Origin of the sequence: Clostridium manihotivorum, assembly GCF_004015185.1 — a bacterium.
Lineage (GTDB): Bacteria > Bacillota > Clostridia > Clostridiales > Clostridiaceae > Clostridium_AR > Clostridium_AR manihotivorum.
This window is the reverse complement of record NZ_CP025746.1, coordinates 2671895-2691418: the sequence shown is the minus strand read 5'-3', so window position 1 is coordinate 2691418 and position 19524 is coordinate 2671895. Positions and strand designations below refer to the sequence as shown.

22 protein-coding genes and 1 pseudogene are annotated in these 19524 nt (G+C 31.0%); 4 read left to right on the top strand and 19 right to left on the bottom strand.

The window, feature by feature from the left end; all coding sequences use genetic code 11:
* Window positions 1-174: 174 nt before the first annotated feature.
* Together C1I91_RS29765 and C1I91_RS29760 are read right to left on the bottom strand one after the other, a co-directional pair.
* The gene (locus C1I91_RS29765) at window positions 175-495 is read right to left on the bottom strand and encodes a transposase (RefSeq protein ID WP_420808471.1); all 321 of its coding nucleotides are present in this window, start codon (window positions 493-495) and stop codon (window positions 175-177) included.
* A gap of 226 nt (window positions 496-721) precedes the next feature.
* Window positions 722-1105, bottom strand: a complete 384-nt coding sequence (locus C1I91_RS29760) for a hypothetical protein (RefSeq protein WP_128213112.1) — start codon at window positions 1103-1105, stop codon at window positions 722-724.
* Between the two features lie 265 nt (window positions 1106-1370).
* Between C1I91_RS29760 and C1I91_RS12110 the strand changes: the two genes are divergently transcribed.
* Entirely contained in the window at window positions 1371-2684 is a 1314-nt protein-coding gene (locus C1I91_RS12110) for an IS4 family transposase (protein ID WP_128213111.1), read from the top strand.
* A gap of 157 nt (window positions 2685-2841) precedes the next feature.
* On the opposite strand, the pseudogene C1I91_RS12105 reads toward C1I91_RS12110, so the two are convergent.
* Window positions 2842-3375 (bottom strand): annotated as a pseudogene (locus C1I91_RS12105) (transposase); the annotation flags it as partial.
* A gap of 115 nt (window positions 3376-3490) precedes the next feature.
* On the bottom strand, window positions 3491-4327 hold the full coding sequence (locus tag C1I91_RS12100) for a helix-turn-helix domain-containing protein (RefSeq protein WP_128213110.1): 837 nt from the start codon (window positions 4325-4327) through the stop codon (window positions 3491-3493).
* Between the two features lie 501 nt (window positions 4328-4828).
* On the opposite strand from C1I91_RS12100, the gene C1I91_RS12095 reads away from it, so the two are divergent.
* A complete protein-coding gene (locus C1I91_RS12095) occupies window positions 4829-5125 on the top strand; it encodes an RpnC/YadD family protein (RefSeq protein WP_128213109.1) in 297 nt (98 codons plus the stop codon).
* Window positions 5126-5354: 229 nt separating this feature from the next.
* Here the strand turns inward: C1I91_RS12095 and C1I91_RS12090 are convergent, their stop codons facing one another.
* From C1I91_RS12090 to C1I91_RS12030, 14 genes are all read right to left on the bottom strand, one after another.
* A complete protein-coding gene (locus C1I91_RS12090; RefSeq protein WP_128213108.1) occupies window positions 5355-6560 on the bottom strand; it encodes an ABC transporter permease in 1206 nt (401 codons plus the stop codon).
* Between the two features lie 13 nt (window positions 6561-6573).
* Entirely contained in the window at window positions 6574-7644 is a 1071-nt protein-coding gene (locus C1I91_RS12085; protein ID WP_128213107.1) for an efflux RND transporter periplasmic adaptor subunit, read from the bottom strand.
* A gap of 9 nt (window positions 7645-7653) precedes the next feature.
* Complete coding sequence (locus C1I91_RS12080) at window positions 7654-8487, bottom strand: carbohydrate ABC transporter permease (RefSeq protein WP_128213106.1); 834 nt, start codon at window positions 8485-8487, stop codon at window positions 7654-7656.
* Between the two features lie 11 nt (window positions 8488-8498).
* Entirely contained in the window at window positions 8499-9353 is an 855-nt protein-coding gene (locus C1I91_RS12075) for a carbohydrate ABC transporter permease (protein ID WP_128213105.1), read from the bottom strand.
* A 57-nt stretch (window positions 9354-9410) separates the two neighbouring features.
* The gene (locus tag C1I91_RS12070) at window positions 9411-9953 is read right to left on the bottom strand and encodes a hypothetical protein (RefSeq protein ID WP_128213104.1); all 543 of its coding nucleotides are present in this window, start codon (window positions 9951-9953) and stop codon (window positions 9411-9413) included.
* Window positions 9954-9965: 12 nt separating this feature from the next.
* A complete protein-coding gene (locus C1I91_RS12065; RefSeq protein WP_128213103.1) occupies window positions 9966-11336 on the bottom strand; it encodes an extracellular solute-binding protein in 1371 nt (456 codons plus the stop codon).
* Window positions 11333-11530, bottom strand: a complete 198-nt coding sequence (locus C1I91_RS12060) for a hypothetical protein (protein WP_128213102.1) — start codon at window positions 11528-11530, stop codon at window positions 11333-11335. Before C1I91_RS12060 ends, C1I91_RS12065 begins: the two co-directional genes overlap by 4 nt.
* A 186-nt stretch (window positions 11531-11716) precedes the next feature.
* Window positions 11717-12910, bottom strand: coding sequence for a sensor histidine kinase (locus C1I91_RS12055; protein ID WP_128213101.1), 1194 nt, complete (start codon window positions 12908-12910; stop codon window positions 11717-11719).
* Entirely contained in the window at window positions 12904-13569 is a 666-nt protein-coding gene (locus C1I91_RS12050; protein WP_128213100.1) for a response regulator transcription factor, read from the bottom strand. Before C1I91_RS12050 ends, C1I91_RS12055 begins: the two co-directional genes overlap by 7 nt.
* 28 nt (window positions 13570-13597) lie before the next feature.
* Window positions 13598-14065, bottom strand: coding sequence for a hypothetical protein (locus C1I91_RS12045; RefSeq protein WP_128213099.1), 468 nt, complete (start codon window positions 14063-14065; stop codon window positions 13598-13600).
* Between the two features lie 130 nt (window positions 14066-14195).
* Entirely contained in the window at window positions 14196-14366 is a 171-nt protein-coding gene (locus C1I91_RS28150; RefSeq protein ID WP_164880514.1) for a hypothetical protein, read from the bottom strand.
* A gap of 341 nt (window positions 14367-14707) precedes the next feature.
* On the bottom strand, window positions 14708-15478 hold the full coding sequence (locus C1I91_RS12040) for a GNAT family N-acetyltransferase (protein WP_128213098.1): 771 nt from the start codon (window positions 15476-15478) through the stop codon (window positions 14708-14710).
* A gap of 120 nt (window positions 15479-15598) precedes the next feature.
* Entirely contained in the window at window positions 15599-16108 is a 510-nt protein-coding gene (locus C1I91_RS12035) for a GNAT family N-acetyltransferase (RefSeq protein WP_128213097.1), read from the bottom strand.
* A gap of 262 nt (window positions 16109-16370) precedes the next feature.
* The gene (locus C1I91_RS12030; protein ID WP_128213096.1) at window positions 16371-17273 is read right to left on the bottom strand and encodes a LysR family transcriptional regulator; all 903 of its coding nucleotides are present in this window, start codon (window positions 17271-17273) and stop codon (window positions 16371-16373) included.
* A gap of 205 nt (window positions 17274-17478) precedes the next feature.
* On the opposite strand from C1I91_RS12030, the gene C1I91_RS12025 reads away from it, so the two are divergent.
* Complete coding sequence (locus C1I91_RS12025) at window positions 17479-17988, top strand: YbhB/YbcL family Raf kinase inhibitor-like protein (RefSeq protein ID WP_128213095.1); 510 nt, start codon at window positions 17479-17481, stop codon at window positions 17986-17988.
* A 159-nt stretch (window positions 17989-18147) separates the two neighbouring features.
* Here the strand turns inward: C1I91_RS12025 and C1I91_RS28145 are convergent, their stop codons facing one another.
* On the bottom strand, window positions 18148-18300 hold the full coding sequence (locus C1I91_RS28145) for a hypothetical protein (protein ID WP_164880513.1): 153 nt from the start codon (window positions 18298-18300) through the stop codon (window positions 18148-18150).
* A 240-nt stretch (window positions 18301-18540) separates the two neighbouring features.
* Here C1I91_RS28145 and C1I91_RS12020 point away from each other — a divergent pair, with 240 nt between their 5' ends.
* Window positions 18541-19374, top strand: coding sequence for a methyl-accepting chemotaxis protein (locus tag C1I91_RS12020; protein WP_128213094.1), 834 nt, complete (start codon window positions 18541-18543; stop codon window positions 19372-19374).
* Window positions 19375-19524 lie beyond the last annotated feature (150 nt).

Genomic DNA, 19524 nt, shown 5'->3' with positions numbered 1-19524 from the left:
TTTCAATGTTTTTCAATTATATACATATACATACAAATACTTACTTTATATATTGTATCAAATTTTTATGACATATTGAAAGGTATACTTTTTTATCTATCTTATACTGGGACACTAGCTCCGTCCGAAACCACTGAAAAAGTAGCATCTTTTAGACAATAAAAAACGGCTTCTTCAATAAAAATAGATTAAACATCCTTTATTTGTAAAAAACTTCAGTATATCTAATAAAAAGGAGGATACCAGCTTGGCTATCCTCTTCAAATTTACCGCTAATGCCGTTAACCGGGCTTGCATGCCCATGCTTCTTAGACCATACCCTTTGGCACGGTCTAACCCATGAAATCTCTTCATTTCACCATTTTTCCACTCATTACAGGAACGATTTTTATATTTTTCTAGAAAATCTTGAGTCTTTGCACGTTGACTATACTCGTAGTACTCATGTGCATTTACTCCAACTTCTAAAGTTCTTGCTGACACTTTACCATTAATACATTCAGAACGGTGTGGACAATCTTTACATATTTCTTTGTCAAAAGTATATCTAAAACTTTTTTACCACTTTTATTGATTTTTGCTTTCTTTTTTACTGTATTGTTTCCATATTTACAATACCATTGGTCGGAGTCTTTATTATAATTAAATTTACTCTCATCGATACGATATACAGATTCACTAACAGGTATATAAGCTTCTGCTTGATCTTCTTTAATTAAGTCTAAAATGGGTTTTCTAAAGTATGCTTTATCACCATAAACTTCTTCCGCTTCAATCCCTCGTTTGCCTTCGTTAGCTCGTATAATTCTTTAAAACCTGTTCCGTCAACATAAGCTCCATCATGTACTGCTACCGCAGTGATTATACGTTCTGAACCTGTAGTCATTATAAATTCTGTCTTGTATCCAAAAAAACTATCAGTTTTACTTTTGTTTCCCACTCTTGCATCTTGGTCTACTAATGAACGTACTCCTTTTTGTTGAATAAATTTCTCATCGGATATGATTTCACGAGCATTCTTAATAACCGCTGCGGTAGCAGAAGTATCAGGATTTTCTATATGATTTTCTGCTTTCTCCATAAGATCTTCCAAGTATGCTTTCATTGTTTCTTTGGCTACTTTGTGATCGTCGATTGCTTTATAATCAGGAATGTTTGCATCAACATCCTCAGGTATTGACCAATGTCATTAAGTTAAGAAATAAGTATTATAGTTATGGAACAGAGTATGTTTACAAATACATACCTGTTCTTTTTTTATAACAATTTACGTATAATAATTTTTATCAAAACATTAGAAAAAGCTTGACAAATAGTTAGAAAAATGTGGCGAAGCCCCTTAAATATAATGTTTTTTAGGAGGTTCGCTCATGAACGAATATGCAGATTTTATAAAGAATAAATTAGATACGGTATTAAAGGAAATGCATGAATACTCATGGTTATTTGTCAACGACCCCGATAAGGATTTCACTAGAAATCGAAAATTGAATTTCAAAGAGATGCTAAATATTTTACTTTCTATTGGAGGCAGTAGCTTAAATCTTGAGCTTCTAAAATACTTTTCGTATGATACTGAATCAGCCACTTGCTCCGCGTTCGTTCAGCGGCCGCAAAAGATTCTCCCTGAAGCACTTAACTATCTTTTTAGTAAGTTTACATCATTAGCAGTAAGCCCTAAATATTATGATGGCTATCGATTATTGGCAGTTGATGGTTCAGATTTATGTATTGCACATAATCCTAAAGATGAAAAAAATCATTTTCAAGCTACTGAAAATTCAAAAGGATATAACCTTCTTCACTTAAATGCTATGTATGATTTATGTAGTAGAACATATATGGATGCAGTTATTCAATCAGGTAGAGAAGAAAATGAATTTCAGGCATTAATTGACATGGTAGATCGCTCTAATATTAATGATAAAACTATAATAATAGCCGACCGTGGATACGAAAGTTATAATGTCTTTGAACATATCATAAAGAAAAATTGGAATTATGTTATAAGAGTTAAAGATATACATAGTAATGGAATAGTATCAGGTATATCTATACCTAATGATGAAACATTTGATATAGAGCATAGTATTTTGCTGACTAGACGTCAAACTAAGGATATAAAGGCACATCCTGAAAAATATAAGTTTATGCCTGCTAATCAAAGGTTTGATTATCTTCCGGTTAAAGATAAAGGAACCTATCCAGTAAACTTTAGAGTTGTTCGATTTCCAATATCAGACAACACTTACGAAGTTATTATTACTAATCTTAGCAAAGAAGAGTTTTCAATAGAGAAGCTTAAAGAAATATACCACATGCGTTGGGGCATTGAGACATCATTTAGAGAATTGAAGTATGCCATTGGGTTAACAAGTTTTCATTCTAAAAAGGCGGACTACATCATACAAGAGATATTTGCAAGACTTACCATGTATAACTTTTGCGAAATAATAACAACACAGGTAGTTGTACAACAGAAAAACAGAAAATACAGCTATCAGGTTAATTTCACTATGGCCATAGCAGTTTGTATGCAATATTTCAGATGTAGCAATGTAGATTCACCGCCTAATGTTGAAGCACTAATTAAAAGAAATATATTACCTGTTCGAAATGGCAGAAAAGACCCTCGCAAAGTCAAAACCAAATCGGCAGTTAGCTTCATATATAGAGTAGCATAAATTTATGCTAATATAAATTTTTTTTTGCAGAGATTTAACTCTGTCTTATTTGCATGCAAAAAAATATACAATATAAAAGAGAAAAGCCAATGGAAAGCATATACACTTTCAATTGACTTTAATTTTGCTGTGGCAAAACATTAACTTAATGACATTGAGGTATTGACCCTCTTTCTTCTTCTAGGTTCTTTAGGATTTTTTTAGCTAAGTGCTTTAATACTCTCTCAGGAACTAACTTACCTGTATTAGCATGTGTATGAGTAGCATCAATGCTTATACTATGTCCTTTTATAATTCCTTTTTCAACGCATTGTTTTACAACTTCTTTTATGATTTCATCCATTGTAACTTCTTGTAGTCTATGAACTCTAAATTTAGCAAGAAGACTTGGATGCGGAAGTTCCTCTTCTGGGTTTAAGCCAACAAACCACATGGATGCAAGATTTAAAGAAGTTTCTTCTATTATTTTTTCATCCGATAAATTATATAAATATTGTAAAATCAACAATCTTATCATCATTTCCGGTTCCTTTGCGGGACGGCCATAATATTTGCAATAAGAACTTTCAAGAAGTTTATTAACAAAACTAAAATCCACAGCTTGATCAATTAGTTTCAATATATGATTATCGGGAATTTTGTGGTATAATATAGAATATAGACTGTATTGTTTTGATTGATTTCTTAACATATGGTTGAACCCCCCTTTTTGGTTATGGTTGTCGCAATTCCATTATACCATTTTAAGGGGGTTTTTTGTATTCTATTCTACTTTATTCTGATTTATTTTACATATTTTCAAATATTTATAATATGTTTTTCAGTGGTTTCGCTCCGTCCCCCTGTCCCTTGTCCCTGAGGCCCATATAGAAGAATATAATTGAAATGATAGTGCAACCTACTGCTGTTAGAATAATAGAGTAATCAATCGCTAATCTTCCTAAAATCTTGTCAATTATTATATCTAATATATGTAAGATAATAAATGCAATTGATAAACCATAGTATTTATTTAATTTGGTATAACAAAATATAAAAGTACCTATCCACAAATAACTAAGTGATGCAATTACGATTGGAATTCCAACAGAAATTAACCAGTGACCATTTGTATTTTGTTCAATTATCCATAAAAAAGGTATGATTAATATACTCAATGAAAGCATTGAAATCGATAGTCTATTTTTCTTTAGTCTAATCATAGGTATTATAATAAACCATGCTAAAACTATAGAACTTGAAGGGATTATGGACCAGCTAATAGTTTTAGTTATGGCTAAATCGCATAATGTACAAATAAATATGGCAGTTAGAAAGATTAGAGAAACCACTATGGTAACTATATTTACATTTTTAACATTACGATGGTCACTTACCTTATTTACATAATCTAATGAGCTATCCACAGCATTGATTAAAGATGAATCTTCCGTTAATCTTTCTCCATTTAAAAGTTCATTTACTGTAACACTCAGAATTTCAGCAAGTTTTGATATTATAGTAATATCAGGGTACCCAATTCCTCTCTCCCACTTTGAAACTGCTTTATCTGTTATGTTAAGTTTCTCTGCTAATTCTTTTTGAGTCATATTCTTGGCTTTCCTTGATACCGATATAAAAGTACCTACCTTATTATTATCCAACTTAGCACCTCCTTGAATTAAATCTACCACCAATTGTAAAAATAGGCAACCTACACCTAGATTACTAGAGGTAAACTAACCGTAGATTCGCCTAAAATCAATTGAAACAACGTTATTACATACAATTTTTATTTTGGAAACAAATTTAATTATCCAAGTAGCCATAACAATATATATTCGAATTTATCGCTAAATAAAGTAGATTGATCATATAAAGTTGGATATAATATTAGTAAGATATATGTCAAACCATAAGTAGTCAATGTTGCTCAAAGATTTAGAGAAATCGTAGATGGAAGTGAATTATTTGAAGATAGTATAATAGATTTTAAGTATAGTGTATTTCATGTAAATAACAAATTCACTAAAGAGCAGCTTATTGAATATAAGAATATAACCTCAGCGATATTTTTACTAGACCAAAAGATTGATGCTAAGGAATTTATAGAAAGAATTAAAGCAATAGCATTATTTTTTTCTAGTATAACAGAAAAGGAAAGAATGGTATTAAAACATTGGATAGAAAATACCATCGAGGAAGATTTGGCAAACACAGCTAAGAGTATATTAGATGCAAATAAAGAGGAGGTGGAACGTATGGTAGCGAATAATGCATTTTTATTAAGAGAAATGAAGGAAGAAGCCAAAAAAGCAGGTAAGATTGAAGGTAAGTTAGAGGGTAAAAATGAAGAAAAAATACAGATAGCAAAAAACTTACTAGACGTTCTAGATGACGATACCATTGCTACTAAAACTGGCCTTTCTTTGGAAGTAGTGAAGAATCTCAGAAAATCTTAGTAGTAGGAAATCACCACTTACTAAACAGAACATCCCTTGACTTTTGAATTATTTACCCAAGTTAAGGGATGTTCTATTTATAGGGAACCTTTACGAAAACTTAATTTATACTTGTTATAAAATCGCGGCTTCTGAGGATTTTGTGGCATGTATAAATTAATAGTTGGAGTTTGATACCTATATAGGGTTCCATTAAGAAAAATTAAGTTTACTGAAGCCACATCTCTTCTTATTCTAAGCCCTTCAATTCACTAGTTGACATGCTTCTTAGTCCTTTAATATTTATAAGCGCTATAGCGAAAAATATAATTTCTCCTATTAAAAGTGATCTTTCCGCACTATTTATATTGGTTACGTATCTATTATAGACGTTGCTATATCCTACTTCGTTAGCATTTGTAAGCTGTGCATATTTTACTATAGTGTCTTTATAGAATTTCAAGTCAAAAACATTATCCGAAGGCAGATAGTTTGGGTCTATAATTACAGTAAACTTTGCCAGCATGAATATAACTATAATACATACCAAAATCAGTGATATCTTTGAAAGGATAGTTAGAAGTTGTATTTTGTTAGAGCTTATTATATCCTTAACATAGTATTTCTTAGAATTTTCTTTAAATATCAGAGCAAGGCTTTTTACATATTTCTTCAATATTCTTATCAACTCTACTATAAGCCATAGTCCTATCAGAAAACATAGTATTCTCAAGTATTGAAAGTTTATATTTTTGTTTAAGATGTAGCTATAACTGTTATATTGGGATAGAGCTCCGCCTAATATATTCACTAACTTATTTCTAATTTTTGCTGAAGTATTTTGTCTTGATTCATTAGTTGCAAATACGTCAACTGTTAGTTTTCCCATGTTATCAGCTATATAAGAGGTATATGGCACAAAGATTCTGTCGTATCCATCATCAGACATGTTAAAGATAAATGATTTATCTTGCTTATAAACTCCTATAATTTTATAAGTAGCATTGTCTATTTCAATTTCATTTCCAACTACTTTAAGGGTTTTATAGAGCTTAACTGCTAACACATCACTGATTACAATTATTTTATCTCCTTTTTCTACTGATAGGTAATCTATCTTGCCGCCTGAAATAAACTTATAATTATATAAAGTAAAAAAGTTTTCATCTGTTAAGACTAATTTCGTCTTCTCAGCTTTCTTTGGAGTTATATCAAATTTATTTCTAACTTTACATATTGCTTCAGAGTAGCCTGTGAAGTTTGCTTCTTTATATTTATCTTTTAATTCATTAAGTTTAGTAAAGCTTAGACCTGTGCTGTCTATCTTCTTATACTCTATTATGTTTGGGATGCTTTTATTTAGATTTATATCTAAGTATAGGCTTACTAGGAGTAATGTTATAAATCCTACTACACTAATTGTAAGGTTCAACTTTATGATTTTCTTCTGCTTCACAAAGGCACCTCCATTATCTCTCAGTATCAAGTTTAACTTCAGCTTTATCTTCGATTTGCTTGGAACTGTTAACTACCACTCCATAGCCTCCTGAAATATCATTGCTGTTCTCCATCTTAATGGCACAATTGATACTATCTGAAGCTATTACTTGCACTGGAACTTTCTCAACATAAAGTTCTCCCCCTAAGGCATTTGTCTTGTCTTTAACAATATAGACATAGTCTTCTCCTGCTTCTTCTGTTAGACAGGCTTTAGGGATTACATTATCATATCTCTTACTGTCTTCTACCAAATTTATTGTCACTTTGTCCCCTGGTTTTAATTGTCCAGCATTATTTATTTCTGCTAAAAAAGTATAGCTATCCTTTTCCATATTATAGGTCTTTTCAGATATGCTTGAAGTAATTTTGTTGTCCTTATTATTATCTTTAGTTTTAATCAATACATCAATATTTGAACCTATAGCTAGTCTTTCAGCATCCTTGGGATTAGCTTCAAACTTAACTATAAATTTAGGATTATCATCTACAATTTCGAATAGAGCCGTAGATTTTACAGCATCCTCTGTAGCTTGACCACTTATATTAACTATTTTTCCATCCATATCGCATAATATATTTCCATTCTGATCCAAACCCTTGCGAATTTGGCTTAATTTAAGTTTTTCCGTTGATAGCTCATACTGACTTTCCTTTATCTTATCTACATCTCCATTGGGTGTAGCTTGTAGAGACTTTAATTCATTTTCCAGCTTCATGATTTGAGCTTGCTCTTCTCTTTCCTCTAGGATTACCTTGCTATTATCTACTTTTCCTAGTATGTCTCCTTTTTTCACAGGCTTATTTACCTGTACTGCTATATCTTGAACCTCCCAGTCACTTTGACAGATTATTTTATGGGTGTTCTCATAATTTATAATTCCTTCTGTTTCAAAGGTATCTCCAATAGCACCTGACTTTAATTGAGCTGTTGAAACCTCAGGTAATAGCATATTTTTTATGGTTTTTGAAAAATACATACAAAACAAAATTGAACTAATAAAGACTGCAATAACTATATTAATAATCTTTTTTCTTCTCATATAACACTCCTATTTACTATCAAGATGCTGTATCCCTTCTAATAAAAGTTTCTCTCCCTTAATAAAAATGAATACCGCTGGCAATATGAATATTACTGCACAGGCAAAGGCCAAGCACACTGAATTTGGGTTGTTACAAATTGTTGGTAAATAAGTGGATAACGGTTGCTGATTGTCATTAAGTAAAATCAAAGGTTGCTCTATCATATTCCAATTGTCTATAAAGCAAAGAATTCCAAGCGATGCAATTGAGCTTTTACACTGTGGAATAATAATTTTCAATAACACCTTAAGATGGCTAGCTCCATCAATCTTTGCACTCTGACATTGATCCTCCGGTATGCTTTTCATAAATTGGGTTAATAAAAACACTCCAAAAGTTGAAAAAATATTTGGAAATATAACTGAAGTATAAGTACCAATTAAATTCAGTTTTTTCATAAGAATATAAGTTGGTACAAGAGTTACTTGGTAGGGCATTATCATAAGTAAAACAAAGCCAAAGAAAAACTGATTTTTGAAAGGAAATTCTATTTTGGCAAAGGCATAGGCTCCTAACACCGATACTACTATTTGCCCTAAAATTATTGGTATAGTCAATATTAAAGAATTTAGGAACTTTAATAAGAAATCTGGCTTTCTAAGAAAAACCTCATAGTATTGAATTAATGTAAAAGAATTAGGTATGAAATGAAAGCTATTTCTACTTATTGCCTCAGCTACTTCTCTTTGTCCCATAAATGAACCAGAAATTATATAAACCACAGGTGCTAAGGCAAAGATTGCACTGATGCACAGTACTATATACTTAATAACTGTTAAAAACTTGTTTTCCACTGTCATGACTTTATCACCTATATTTCGTAGCTTTTTTGCAACTTAAATAATAATCCTAAAGCTGCTGCTACTGCTATAAATACTATTACAGAAGCTGTAGCCAGCCTTTGATAATCCAAGCTTGCAAAATTGTTATTTATAAAATGCTGTAGCATATAAACACTAGATTCGGGGTATTTACCAAAAAGCAGGTATGCTTCTCTATATACTCTTAAAGAGTTTATTATTGAGATTATCAATACGAAAAATATTGTAGGAACCAGCAGTGGTAAGGTTATTTTTAAAAATATGCCTATGGTACCATATCCATCAATGGCCGCAGCCTCATAATATTCTTTTGAAATACTGTTTAGCCCTGCGAGAAATATTATCATATTGTATCCACAATTTTTCCATATATATAACAATACTAGAATTATAAATGACCACCTAGTGTTAATATAGTCTGGGCCAGATATACCTAAGTTTATCAATATCTGATTTAAGAAACCGATCTGTGCAAAGGTAAGCTGCCATATTAGTATTATAGATGCAACTGGAATCACCAAAGGTAAAGTTAGGGTAGTTCTAAAAAAACTACTTCCTTTTATACTGCTATTGAGAACTAATGTAATTAATAAGGATATTACAAGCAATAATGGTACACTTACCAAGTTAAATAAAACTGTATTCTTTACTGCCAATTGAAAATCACTATTTTTAAACAAATCCAAAAAGTTCGCAAAGCCTACATATTCAACATTACTAGCTCCTTTTGTAAAGCAATAAAATAAACTCATACTAAAAGGTATAGCGAAGAAAATTAAAAATCCACCTATTGATGGTGATGCGAAGATATAACCATTTAGCTTCTCTTTATTATAAAACCTCAACCTTTCAATGCCTCCCTTTCTTACTTTAGATAAACTATTCTACAAAAATTCTTAAAGCTATTTTTGTTGGTTAACCATATAGATAATGATTTTTTCAGCTTTAATCTGTCCACCTTTCTTGCTGCCCCACACTTCAACAAAAGAATCTTCTTTGATATTTGATATTTCACCAATCTTATCATCAAATCTAGTATTGTTTTTGTCTATAGGAGTTCTTATCACCACAGAAATGCTATTATCTATGTCTATAGTAACTAGCTGCTGTTTGTCCTTGGGAGCATTCTTTTTTTTACTTGTTGCGGCTCCATCAGAATAGTTAGTAACTTTGGAAATAGTTATTTTTTCCCCCTGAACTTCTGATACTGTACCAACTATAACCGGTGCATTATTATTTTGCTCGAATGCTTGAGCAGCTTTAGAAGTATCATTAGTCTGAGAATTAGTAGACTTGTCTTCTGTGCTTGAGCCTTGGTTTATACTTGAATTTGAAGCTTGCTGGAGGCTTGACTTATCAGTATGGTTAGAGCATGCTGCTAAAAACATAATATTAAGCCCATAAATAAAAGTTATGATTAATTTATTTAAACTTCTACTTTTCATCTTTTTTCTCCCTTACTCATTCAGATATAAATTAATTTTATTTTCTAAGATCTTTAAACAGGTTTCATAAGAAGCTTTATCCTCAAAATACGGTGTTAAACACTCCATCATCATATTTTCAACCTCAGAATTAGTAACTTTAGCCTCATCAACCTGGTCTATTATCTTATCATAATAAGCTTTAAAGTTTTCAGATAAAGGCTGCTTTACTACAGTTAAACTTTTGCTATATTCAAAGGTGCTATTAACCTCATTTTTTATATACTGTTGTTCCAGTTCTCTTGCGGCTTTCTTATTAACCGGTATCATAAAAGGTATCTGCCTATTTTTCTGTATTTCCTCAGATATGGCAAGCTTTATGAAGTTGTAAGCAGCAGCTTTATTTTTCGCATTCTTACTAATAGCTAATGAACCATTAACAATAGGAGTTATCCTCTCCCCTCCACTATAACCGGGGATAACATTAATTATTAGATTTTCTTTGATAGTTTGTTTTATTAATGACTCATATGGGAAAAAGGTATCTCTCATGTCTATAGGATCATTAGACAATAAGGCCGTTCCATTCTTTAAGGCTTCAAAACCATCAGTCCCGCTTCTTCCAGTTACTTCACTATCCTTCTTAGAGCTATTGTATATTTTTTTATAATCCTCTACTATTTCCTTAAACTCCGGCTTATCAAAATAGGCTTTTTTGCTATCATAATCAATAAAGTTTACACCGCTTCCTTCTATGAAATCTTCTATATTTACTTGATTAGCAAAAAGCAGTTTTTTTCTATCCTTACTAGCGGAAGCTATATAAGAGCTTAGTTCCTTAATAAACTGTTTTTCAGTGTAATTTTCTTGAAGGTTAAGATTGTTTTTCTTCAGTAGTTCCTCAGTGGTTATATACTGATTAACGTAATAATCAAAGGGCATTATTACCTGCTTTCCTTTATACTTACCGCCTTCAATAACCTTCATGTTGTAATCTTCTTTTTTAAAGTCTCTATCTTTTTCAATAAAAGCACCTAGGTCAACAAGCATATCAGCTTTCTCTAATTTTCTGGTAGTTTGACTGTCCAAAACTAATATATCTGGTCCATCATCTGCTAAAGTATCTGTAAGCATCTTTTTAACATAATTATCCACTCCATCACTGGTGCTGGCATTGAATACCACTACTTTAATTTTTATATTGGTATATTTTTTCTCGTATTCCCTTACTACAGCCTGTATCCTCCTATCATAGTTATTCTCATCGCTGCCCAATACATAAAGCTTTAAAACATTCTCCTCTTTCGCTACAGTTGGTTTTCTTTTAAAGATAATAGGATAAGAGCCTAAAACCACTACTATCACTGCCAGTAATAATACAATTAGCACCTTTTTCTTCTTCATTCCATCACTCCCTTTTTAGCTGAATTTGCTTTACATAGGTATAATAACAATATCAACATTAAGATAACGTTAAGCACAAACTTATATTTATGGGTTGATAATGCAAGAGGAAAATCTGGTAGGTGAGTAAAGTTTCTTTTTTTGCAGTTTCCCCTAATCAGCTGCTCTAAGCTTTTTAGAACTTCAGATTCCATCGAATATTTCTAGACAGTAAAAAACTCTTTTAATCTATAAAGCTAATACAGTTGAGCTGCAAGCTTTATAGATTAAAAGAGCTTAATATGTTTTTTGAATGTTGTTGAATTTTAGCAAGATGAAGCTTTGTAATTCCATGTAAGGCTTGATTTTAAGTTTATCAATTGAAGTAGTATGTTACTATTCTATTTCTTAAATACTAATGAAAACTTAGAATATTCTCCCTTACTGCTTTCAACTAGGATCTTGCCTTCATGCAAATCCATTACATGTTTTATGTAGGCAAGGCCTATCCCGGTGCTTGTTCTTTTTTCTGTTCCGTAATAAGGTATAAATATCTTTTCAAATCGGTCTTTTTCAATTCCTTTACCATTATCATAAACTTCAACAGTAACATTGTTATCATCTTCATATACTTTTATATTTATCTCATTAATAGCTTTTTCTTTGTCCATAAACTTCATTGAATTGTCAATAAGATTGGCTACACATCTTTCTATCCATACTTCTTTTCCTTTAATTGTTTCAACACCCTCTTCAGGCATGTCGAAGTTGAAGTTATTAAAGATTACTGAGTATTCATCAATGAGCTTTGCACATATCAATGCCAAATCAACCTCTTCTTTTCTATCAGAAATGGTTGTTGTGGCCATAGCTAATATATCGCTTATAATATTATTTAATCCATCTATATAGCCGGTAATTTCTTCTGTATCTTCACCTATCTCTACTTTAGCTCTTAGTACTGCCAGTGAATTTCTTAATTCATGTGACACATAGGAATTTAATCTCTGCAAATTCTCATAAGAGCCTTTTATCTTTCCTAAAGCCTCATTGTAAGCTAGAGTCAAATCATAAATTTCATCTTTAACCACTGGCGCTTCAATTAGTTCTATTTTATTGAAATTCCTCTGTTTCTCAACCTTCTTAGTGAACTGAATTAAGGGCTCTAAAGCAAAAGAAGCATACCTTTTACTTAGTAGAAAATTGACCAATAAAATGATAGCTATAACCATAGCAATAATTATAAAAAACCTGCTATAAAGATTGCTCATAATTATTTTTTCAAAACCTTTTTCAGTAAAACTCATAATGCTATCTTCTGCTTTAGTAGCTTTATCGCTTTTGCTCTCAACCACAGCTTGTGGCTTTTTCCCTATTATTATTACACTATCACTATCCGTCCCTACAGCTTTTCCCTTCTTACTTACTGTTATTTTTGAAGTACTTGCATTTAAGCTAAGATTAGATATTAGTGGTTCTTTATTAAGATTAAGTTTTAGAAACAAGTAAAATAGCACTATAAAGAAGATAATTAATATTACCGTAAGCACACTATATAACAATGCAATTCTGCTTTTTATCTTTAGCTTTAGCATAGCTTATATCCTCTTCCTTTTATAGTTTCTATTACCTCTTGTCCATTTTCATTTTTTAATTTTCTTCTCAAATTTGCAATATGCACTCTTATTACATTTGAAAATTCATTTGTATCTATGCCCCATATATGTTCGATAATACTTTCAGCTGAAACTGAATTGGGATAACTATAGCCTAACAGCTCTAAAATTTCATACTCTCTTGTGGTTAGCTGAATTAATTTTCCCTTTACACTAACGTTCTTTTCCTCTGTATTTATAATAATATCTCCTATTTTAAATATATTAGAGGTCTTGTTATAGTTTCGTCTTATTAAAGCCCTGAGTCTTGCACTTAGTTCTTTTAATTCGAAGGGTTTCCCTAAATAGTCATCTGCCCCACTGTCTAAGCCTAGTATCTTATCATCAGTATCAGTCCTAGCTGTAAGCATTATTATTGGCGTATGTATGCTTTTCTCTCTGATAGCTCTACACACTGTTATGCCATCTATTTTAGGGAGATTAACATCTAAAATAATAGCATCATACACATTTATTTCACTGTAGTATAAGCCTTCTTCACCATCAAAAGCCACATCACTTATATAATCATATTTCTCTAAGCCCTTACTTAAAACAGAACATAGATTTTTATCATCTTCTATAATCAAAAGCTTCATGTTTATACTCCCTTAATAATAAAAATATTTATTTTATAATACCTTTCTTAGATAACATTCTGCAATAAAAGAAAAATGCCCATGTAATTAGTAATAAGCCTATATCGAAAAGAGATACCCAAGGGCCAAGAACATTCCATCTATTTCTAAAGGCAAAGGTTAAGGCATCTAAAAATAACATAGATACAGCTGAAACAAATGAGATTGTTTTTGCTAGGCGAATTCTGAATAGAAGAATAATAGGCCCAAACAAGCCACTGAAAATATTTGTTGTGTATAAAATCAAAAATACTATTGGGTAATTTGTAAAGTACTGAACTACTGCTTCGCCATAATGTTTGGAATTATAATAGTTCGCATTATGTCCAAGCATCATAAAGTAATCATAAGTGCCGTTAACATAAATAAAAATAAATAATACTGCAGTTACCCAAAGATGCCAAGGTGTGTTAATAGATCTTTCCTCTGAATTGTTATTAGCTACATTCTTTTTCATACTATTTCTCCTTTAAAATTTATATGAATACTTAAAGAAAATTAGTTATGCATGAACTTCAGAATCTTCCCTTGTAAAATTTGCAACAAAATACATAATTTAACGGGACATTAGCTCCGTCCCCCTGTCCCTAAGCATAATTGGGTGTTTCTATAAAAAATGCTGCTCCCACTCCCCAAAATAATATTAATCCCAATATAAATATAATTATATTATTAGTAATATATCTTTTAGTCTCTTTATTAGATTTTAATTTAGCTATAAAGCCTAGACCTATGATAAGTAAAATATATAGTACCATTGAAAGCACTCCTGCTATTAGACCTTTAACACTTGGATACCTAAATATTGGGGTGAAATTGACTTTATGATTAACCATATCTAATATAAGCAAAATGGTAAAACCATATATAAATGAGATTATTGAACTTATTGTATAAACTAATTTAATAACAGCATCCTCCTAGCTTTAGTGATAATATATCATAGCATAATGTTCAAGCTCTCATATCTAACCTATAAAATGCTTCCTATATGCTATCTTTATGGTATCTTTATGATGTTCATATGATTCTATGATATTTTAAGAAGCTTTAAGCTATACCATAATTAATATTACATTTCTATGTGAAAGCTTAAAATTTACTTAATAGCATACACCCGGTATTCCTTGTCAAAATGATATCCTAATTTCTCTGCAAGTGCCACTGATCCTAGATTTGCTGCATCCCAGTGAGGATAGATATTTCTTTCCATGCAAGCTAGAATTAACTTTGAAGCTACAGCTAGAGCTAACCCCTTACGTCTATATTCATCTTTTGTTCCAATAGTTATTTCGATACAGCCCTCACAATAAGAATAAGAAGATGCTCCAGCTATTATCTGTCCATTATAAACTATGGCATAACCAAGCCCATTGTTTAAAAATTCTTCTAAGGAGTCATAATTTGAGCAGCAATCTGCCATAAAATTATCTTGTAAAACTTTAGGATAAAGTGATTCATCAATTCTACTAATCTTAAAATCAGAATCAATGGCATTAATATAATCATTTAACCTATCTTTCTTAAATAGATCAGGCTCTGTTTTTATTGAATATCTACTAAATCTCTTTAGAGGGTTAGGATATTGGCTTTCTATAAAGGAAATCCATGAGCTGTCATCAGCTATTATGATCTTTCTCTTGCACTTTTCAATCAATTCTTCTATTGAAACTTCACCCTTACAACCTTCAATGCTTCCAAGTAAGTAGCAGAAATCAGCTACCACCGCAATACCAAAGGTAGGATTGCCATTATTATCTGCCCAAGCTTTTCCCATCTTTCCCTCAATACATGACCATATTGTAACATCAGTTTTTTCCTTACGAAATCTGCTAAGAACTTGTCTTTCCTCAGATAATAACTCTAGCATAACAATAGCCTCCCAATATAATTTAAGAATTTATTTTAATATTTATCGAAGATTAATTTATGAATGTTAAACAATCTTGACCTATAAAAATTGCGTAGATGTACATAGATTAACGGGACATTAGCTCCGTCCCTCTGTCCCTAAATCTAACTTATATCTTAAGATTATTTCCGTTGTGCCATCCTCAAACTTACGGTTGCCATCTGGTTTAAATCCATGATTTTCGTAAAACTTCCTTGCTTTATAGTTCTTTTCTAATACCCAAAGAAATACTTGCTCTGTACTTTTCTCTTTAGCTTGATTTAGGCAATCATCTATTAATTTGCTTCCAATTCCTTGTCCTTGAAAAAAAGTATCTACATAAAGTTCAAAGATCTCTATACTATTTTCATTACTTTCTTTACTTAGACATCCATATTTGATCAATCCTTTTACGATTCCATCATCATATACATATAAGCCCTCTAATTCAGCTTTATTGTCACGAAAACCTAACGCCAAGTCCAAAACCTGCATTTCGTTAAAGGAAACCTGGTCATTGTTGAATATTTTTCTATAAGCAGTCCTTTTTGCAAATATTAATATTTCCGCTATCCTTGATGCATCCTTAACTTCTGCTTTTCTTATCATCTCAGTACCTCTTAAATTATGATTTGTATTATATGTATGGAACCTTTATGAAAACTTAATTTATACTTGTTATAAAATCGCGGTTTCTGGCGATTTTGTGGCATGTATAAATTAATAGTTGAAGTTGGTTCCCTATACAGGTATCCTTTACGGAAAATTAAGTTATATATGTTCCATAATCTTGGCTTCTGGGGATTAGTTGATCCAGGCTTTTGTGGATCATCAGGCATGCATAACTTAATATTTTAAGTTGCTCTATATATTAGATTGGAATTTTATCATCATTGTGCTCTTTCTGTTCCTCCTCAATAAATTTACTGAATAACTCTAAGAATAATTTCACCTCAGGGGTGTCCTTTTTCCACATAACATATGTAAATGATATTGGAGCTTCTATATGATTAGCTTCAATTACTCTAATATTTTTGTCCTTTTGCTCTTTAAAAATATATGTAGGCAAATATGAAATTCCTTGATTCGCCTTTATTAAACACTCAGTGGTATGCACAGATGATATATTAGTTATATCCGCTTCTGGATATAGTTTGTATACTTCTTCAATTAACTTCTCCCAATAGGAAGGATGATTACCGGCTAATATACGGTATTTCTTAAAGAAATCAAGCTCATTAACTAAATTTTTATTCTCTTCAACATCTGGTACTATTAATTTTATTTTCCCCTCGCATACATTTAAGTAATTTATCTTATCTGTATTAGGTAATCTTCTATCTATTCCAATTGTGTATCTATTTTCTTCTATTGCTTGAGGTATATATTCATCCATAACTGATATTGATATATCTATATTAGGTGCAGCTTCAAAAAAGATTGGCAAAAAACTAGGCATTAAATATGAAGCTATGTAAGAAGTAACGACCACATTAAGTCTAAAGGAATATCTCTTCTTAGATTTTTGCATCTCATATATCCCTTTTTCATATGTGCTTAAGGTGTTAGCTGCAATTGAATAAAATAATTTTCCATCCTCTGTTAGTGTAATATTTCTTCCTTTTGGTTCAAAAAGCTTTGTTTTTAATAGATTCTCTAAATTCTTTATATGATTGAATACCGAAGTCTGGGTAATAAATAATTCATCTGCTGCTTTCCTATAATTTTCATATTTTGCAACAACTATAAACGTATAATACCATTCTAAATTCATTTCTTCTCCAAAAATTAATCATTACTTTTTTCTTAACATTATATCAATAAATTACAAATTTTAAAACAAAATACACTAGTATATAATATGATCACAGCCATGCTAGTAGTTAAACTTAAATATATTTAATGGTAGGTTATAAGACCTTTATAAGTTTAATTAATTATTTTAGTTAATAATATATTAAGAGAGGATTGTAAAATTTATGAAAATTAACGTAGAAACCAAGAGTGGCTATTTGCCAGCTAAATATTCAAAATTTGCTGAAATTGAATACCAATATAAAGGAATTCCTTGTGTATCTTTTCCTATTGAGATAAAAGATATATCAAAAGAAGTTAAGTCCATAGCTATTACCTTTGTAGATCATGATGCCATACCTGTATGCGGTTTTACTTGGATACACTGGTTAGCTTGCAATATTCCATCTACAATTGATACTATTCCAGAAAACATAAGTATCCATAATATTCTAAACATTGTACAAGGAAAAAATAGCTATGCTTCTCCTTTAATAGGTGAAACGGATCCTAATATAAAAAATAGATATGTTGGACCAACTCCTCCAGATAAAGATCATGAATACAGCTTAAAAGTATATGGCCTTGACAAAGTCTTGGACTTAAATGAAGGCTACTTTATGAATGAATTTTTAAAAGCAATTAGAGGTCATGTTATCGAATCTGCTGAATTGAATATATTATCCCGTTGTTAAATAAATGCTATGTTTAATATATTGTTGAAATTTAGTGGTCATGAAGAAGATGTATTATGACAAAATCATATTAATTGTTGCGCAAGCTCATTTAAGCATAAGATGACTGACCACTTAATTTCCAACACAATACTTTAACCACTGCTTTAGCATAGTTTTTTATATTCTTTTCTCTAACCTTCCTTGCTCTTTAAACTCTTTGATTAATTCATACTTTTTTTCTTTGTGTCCTTTTCTTTTATTCCAATAAGCCATGTAGTCTGGAAACTTAGTCAGATAGTCTAAACCTTCACTAGAAATACATATACTCATTTCCTTCTTTTTTGTAGATTTTCCTTGTTTTAAGGTCGTTTAATGAGACTTCAAATCACTTTCTTATGCTCATAATTTTACTTATTTTAAAATTACTTTCATAAAAAGTATAACTTTTTGTCAAATAAATACGATAATTACATTAGTTGCTTAATTAAGTGATTTGTACTAATACATTTATGACCTAATTAGACAACATACATATATTTAAGTAAACGTGATTTTTAGGAGGTACTTTTAATGTCAAATAATATATTAGATTCAGTTGTCGTTGCTGCTGCACAACTAAAAACATTTTTTCAAGATGATAGTTTATCTATATGTATATCAGATTTAGAAAAATTTATAGCAATATATGATAGCGAAAAGATACCAGCAGTTTTCAAAGTTGGTGCGACTCTTGAAGAAGTTGGTTATTTAGATTCTATAAAAGAACTTCTTGAAACAAAAAAGGCTAAAACTATTTTTATACCAAAAGAAGTTGTAGGGATACCCTTCAAATCTATTGTAAGTCCAATTTTGGATGAAAGAAATGAATTGGTAGGTATGTTTAGCGTATGTATTAGCTTAGAAAAGGATTCTTTAGTTGAGGAAACTTCTGAGGAACTTACTTCCTCTATTGAAGAAATCAACGCTTCCTTCCAAGAAATTGAACTTGGAGCCAATAAGCTTAACAATATGTTGACTTCAATCAAAGAAAGTACAAGGATAATTGAAGATAACTTAACCATCAGTGATGAAGCTGTAAGTTTAATTAACGGAATTTCTTCGAAATCAAATTTACTTGGGTTAAATGCTGCCATTGAAGCAGCTAGAGCTGGTACTTTTGGACAAGGTTTCTCAGTGGTAGCTTCTGAAATGAGAAAGTTAGCTAGTCTAAGCAGCGAAACCTCAAAGAAAATATCCACCTCTCTTCAACAGATGAGCCGAACTATTGAAGATGTACTTAAAGTTATAAATGAAGTAGGAGATATTGCAGACACTCAATCAAAATCCACTTCTGAAGTCTCTAAAGCAATAGAATTTATCACAAACAAATCCACAGACTTAGTAAAACTTTCAAAGTCTAACTAAGGCCCAAATTGATAAATAGTATTACTTGAAATATAACTTAATAAGTACTTAAAAACTTTGCGGAAGTGTATTTCTTCAGCAAAGTTTTTTGCTTATCTGTATTTTTGAATGTATATGAGGGAAATCTAACAAGCTACACAAGTTCTCTTA

What these genes read in the sequence shown, in the direction of transcription:
- C1I91_RS12050 (WP_128213100.1), bottom strand. Translation starts at nt 13,569, where the DNA reads ATGAAGCTTTTGATTATAGAAGATGATAAAAATCTATGTTCTGTTTTA.
- C1I91_RS28145 (WP_164880513.1), bottom strand. Translation starts at nt 18,300, where the DNA reads ATGAGTATATGTATTTCTAGTGAAGGTTTAGACTATCTGACTAAGTTT.
- C1I91_RS12030 (WP_128213096.1), bottom strand. Translation starts at nt 17,273, where the DNA reads ATGAATTTAGAATGGTATTATACGTTTATAGTTGTTGCAAAATATGAA.
- C1I91_RS12110 (WP_128213111.1), top strand. Translation starts at nt 1,371, where the DNA reads ATGAACGAATATGCAGATTTTATAAAGAATAAATTAGATACGGTATTA.
- C1I91_RS12020 (WP_128213094.1), top strand. Translation starts at nt 18,541, where the DNA reads ATGTCAAATAATATATTAGATTCAGTTGTCGTTGCTGCTGCACAACTA.
- C1I91_RS12070 (WP_128213104.1), bottom strand. Translation starts at nt 9,953, where the DNA reads ATGAAAAGTAGAAGTTTAAATAAATTAATCATAACTTTTATTTATGGG.
- C1I91_RS12055 (WP_128213101.1), bottom strand. Translation starts at nt 12,910, where the DNA reads ATGCTAAAGCTAAAGATAAAAAGCAGAATTGCATTGTTATATAGTGTG.
- C1I91_RS12065 (WP_128213103.1), bottom strand. Translation starts at nt 11,336, where the DNA reads ATGAAGAAGAAAAAGGTGCTAATTGTATTATTACTGGCAGTGATAGTA.
- C1I91_RS12045 (WP_128213099.1), bottom strand. Translation starts at nt 14,065, where the DNA reads ATGAAAAAGAATGTAGCTAATAACAATTCAGAGGAAAGATCTATTAAC.
- C1I91_RS29760 (WP_128213112.1), bottom strand. Translation starts at nt 1,105, where the DNA reads ATGAAAGCATACTTGGAAGATCTTATGGAGAAAGCAGAAAATCATATA.
- C1I91_RS12040 (WP_128213098.1), bottom strand. Translation starts at nt 15,478, where the DNA reads ATGCTAGAGTTATTATCTGAGGAAAGACAAGTTCTTAGCAGATTTCGT.
- C1I91_RS12085 (WP_128213107.1), bottom strand. Translation starts at nt 7,644, where the DNA reads ATGAGAAGAAAAAAGATTATTAATATAGTTATTGCAGTCTTTATTAGT.
- C1I91_RS12025 (WP_128213095.1), top strand. Translation starts at nt 17,479, where the DNA reads ATGAAAATTAACGTAGAAACCAAGAGTGGCTATTTGCCAGCTAAATAT.
- C1I91_RS12080 (WP_128213106.1), bottom strand. Translation starts at nt 8,487, where the DNA reads ATGACAGTGGAAAACAAGTTTTTAACAGTTATTAAGTATATAGTACTG.
- C1I91_RS12095 (WP_128213109.1), top strand. Translation starts at nt 4,829, where the DNA reads ATGGTATTAAAACATTGGATAGAAAATACCATCGAGGAAGATTTGGCA.
- C1I91_RS28150 (WP_164880514.1), bottom strand. Translation starts at nt 14,366, where the DNA reads ATGGTACTATATATTTTACTTATCATAGGTCTAGGCTTTATAGCTAAA.
- C1I91_RS12035 (WP_128213097.1), bottom strand. Translation starts at nt 16,108, where the DNA reads ATGATAAGAAAAGCAGAAGTTAAGGATGCATCAAGGATAGCGGAAATA.
- C1I91_RS12060 (WP_128213102.1), bottom strand. Translation starts at nt 11,530, where the DNA reads ATGGAATCTGAAGTTCTAAAAAGCTTAGAGCAGCTGATTAGGGGAAAC.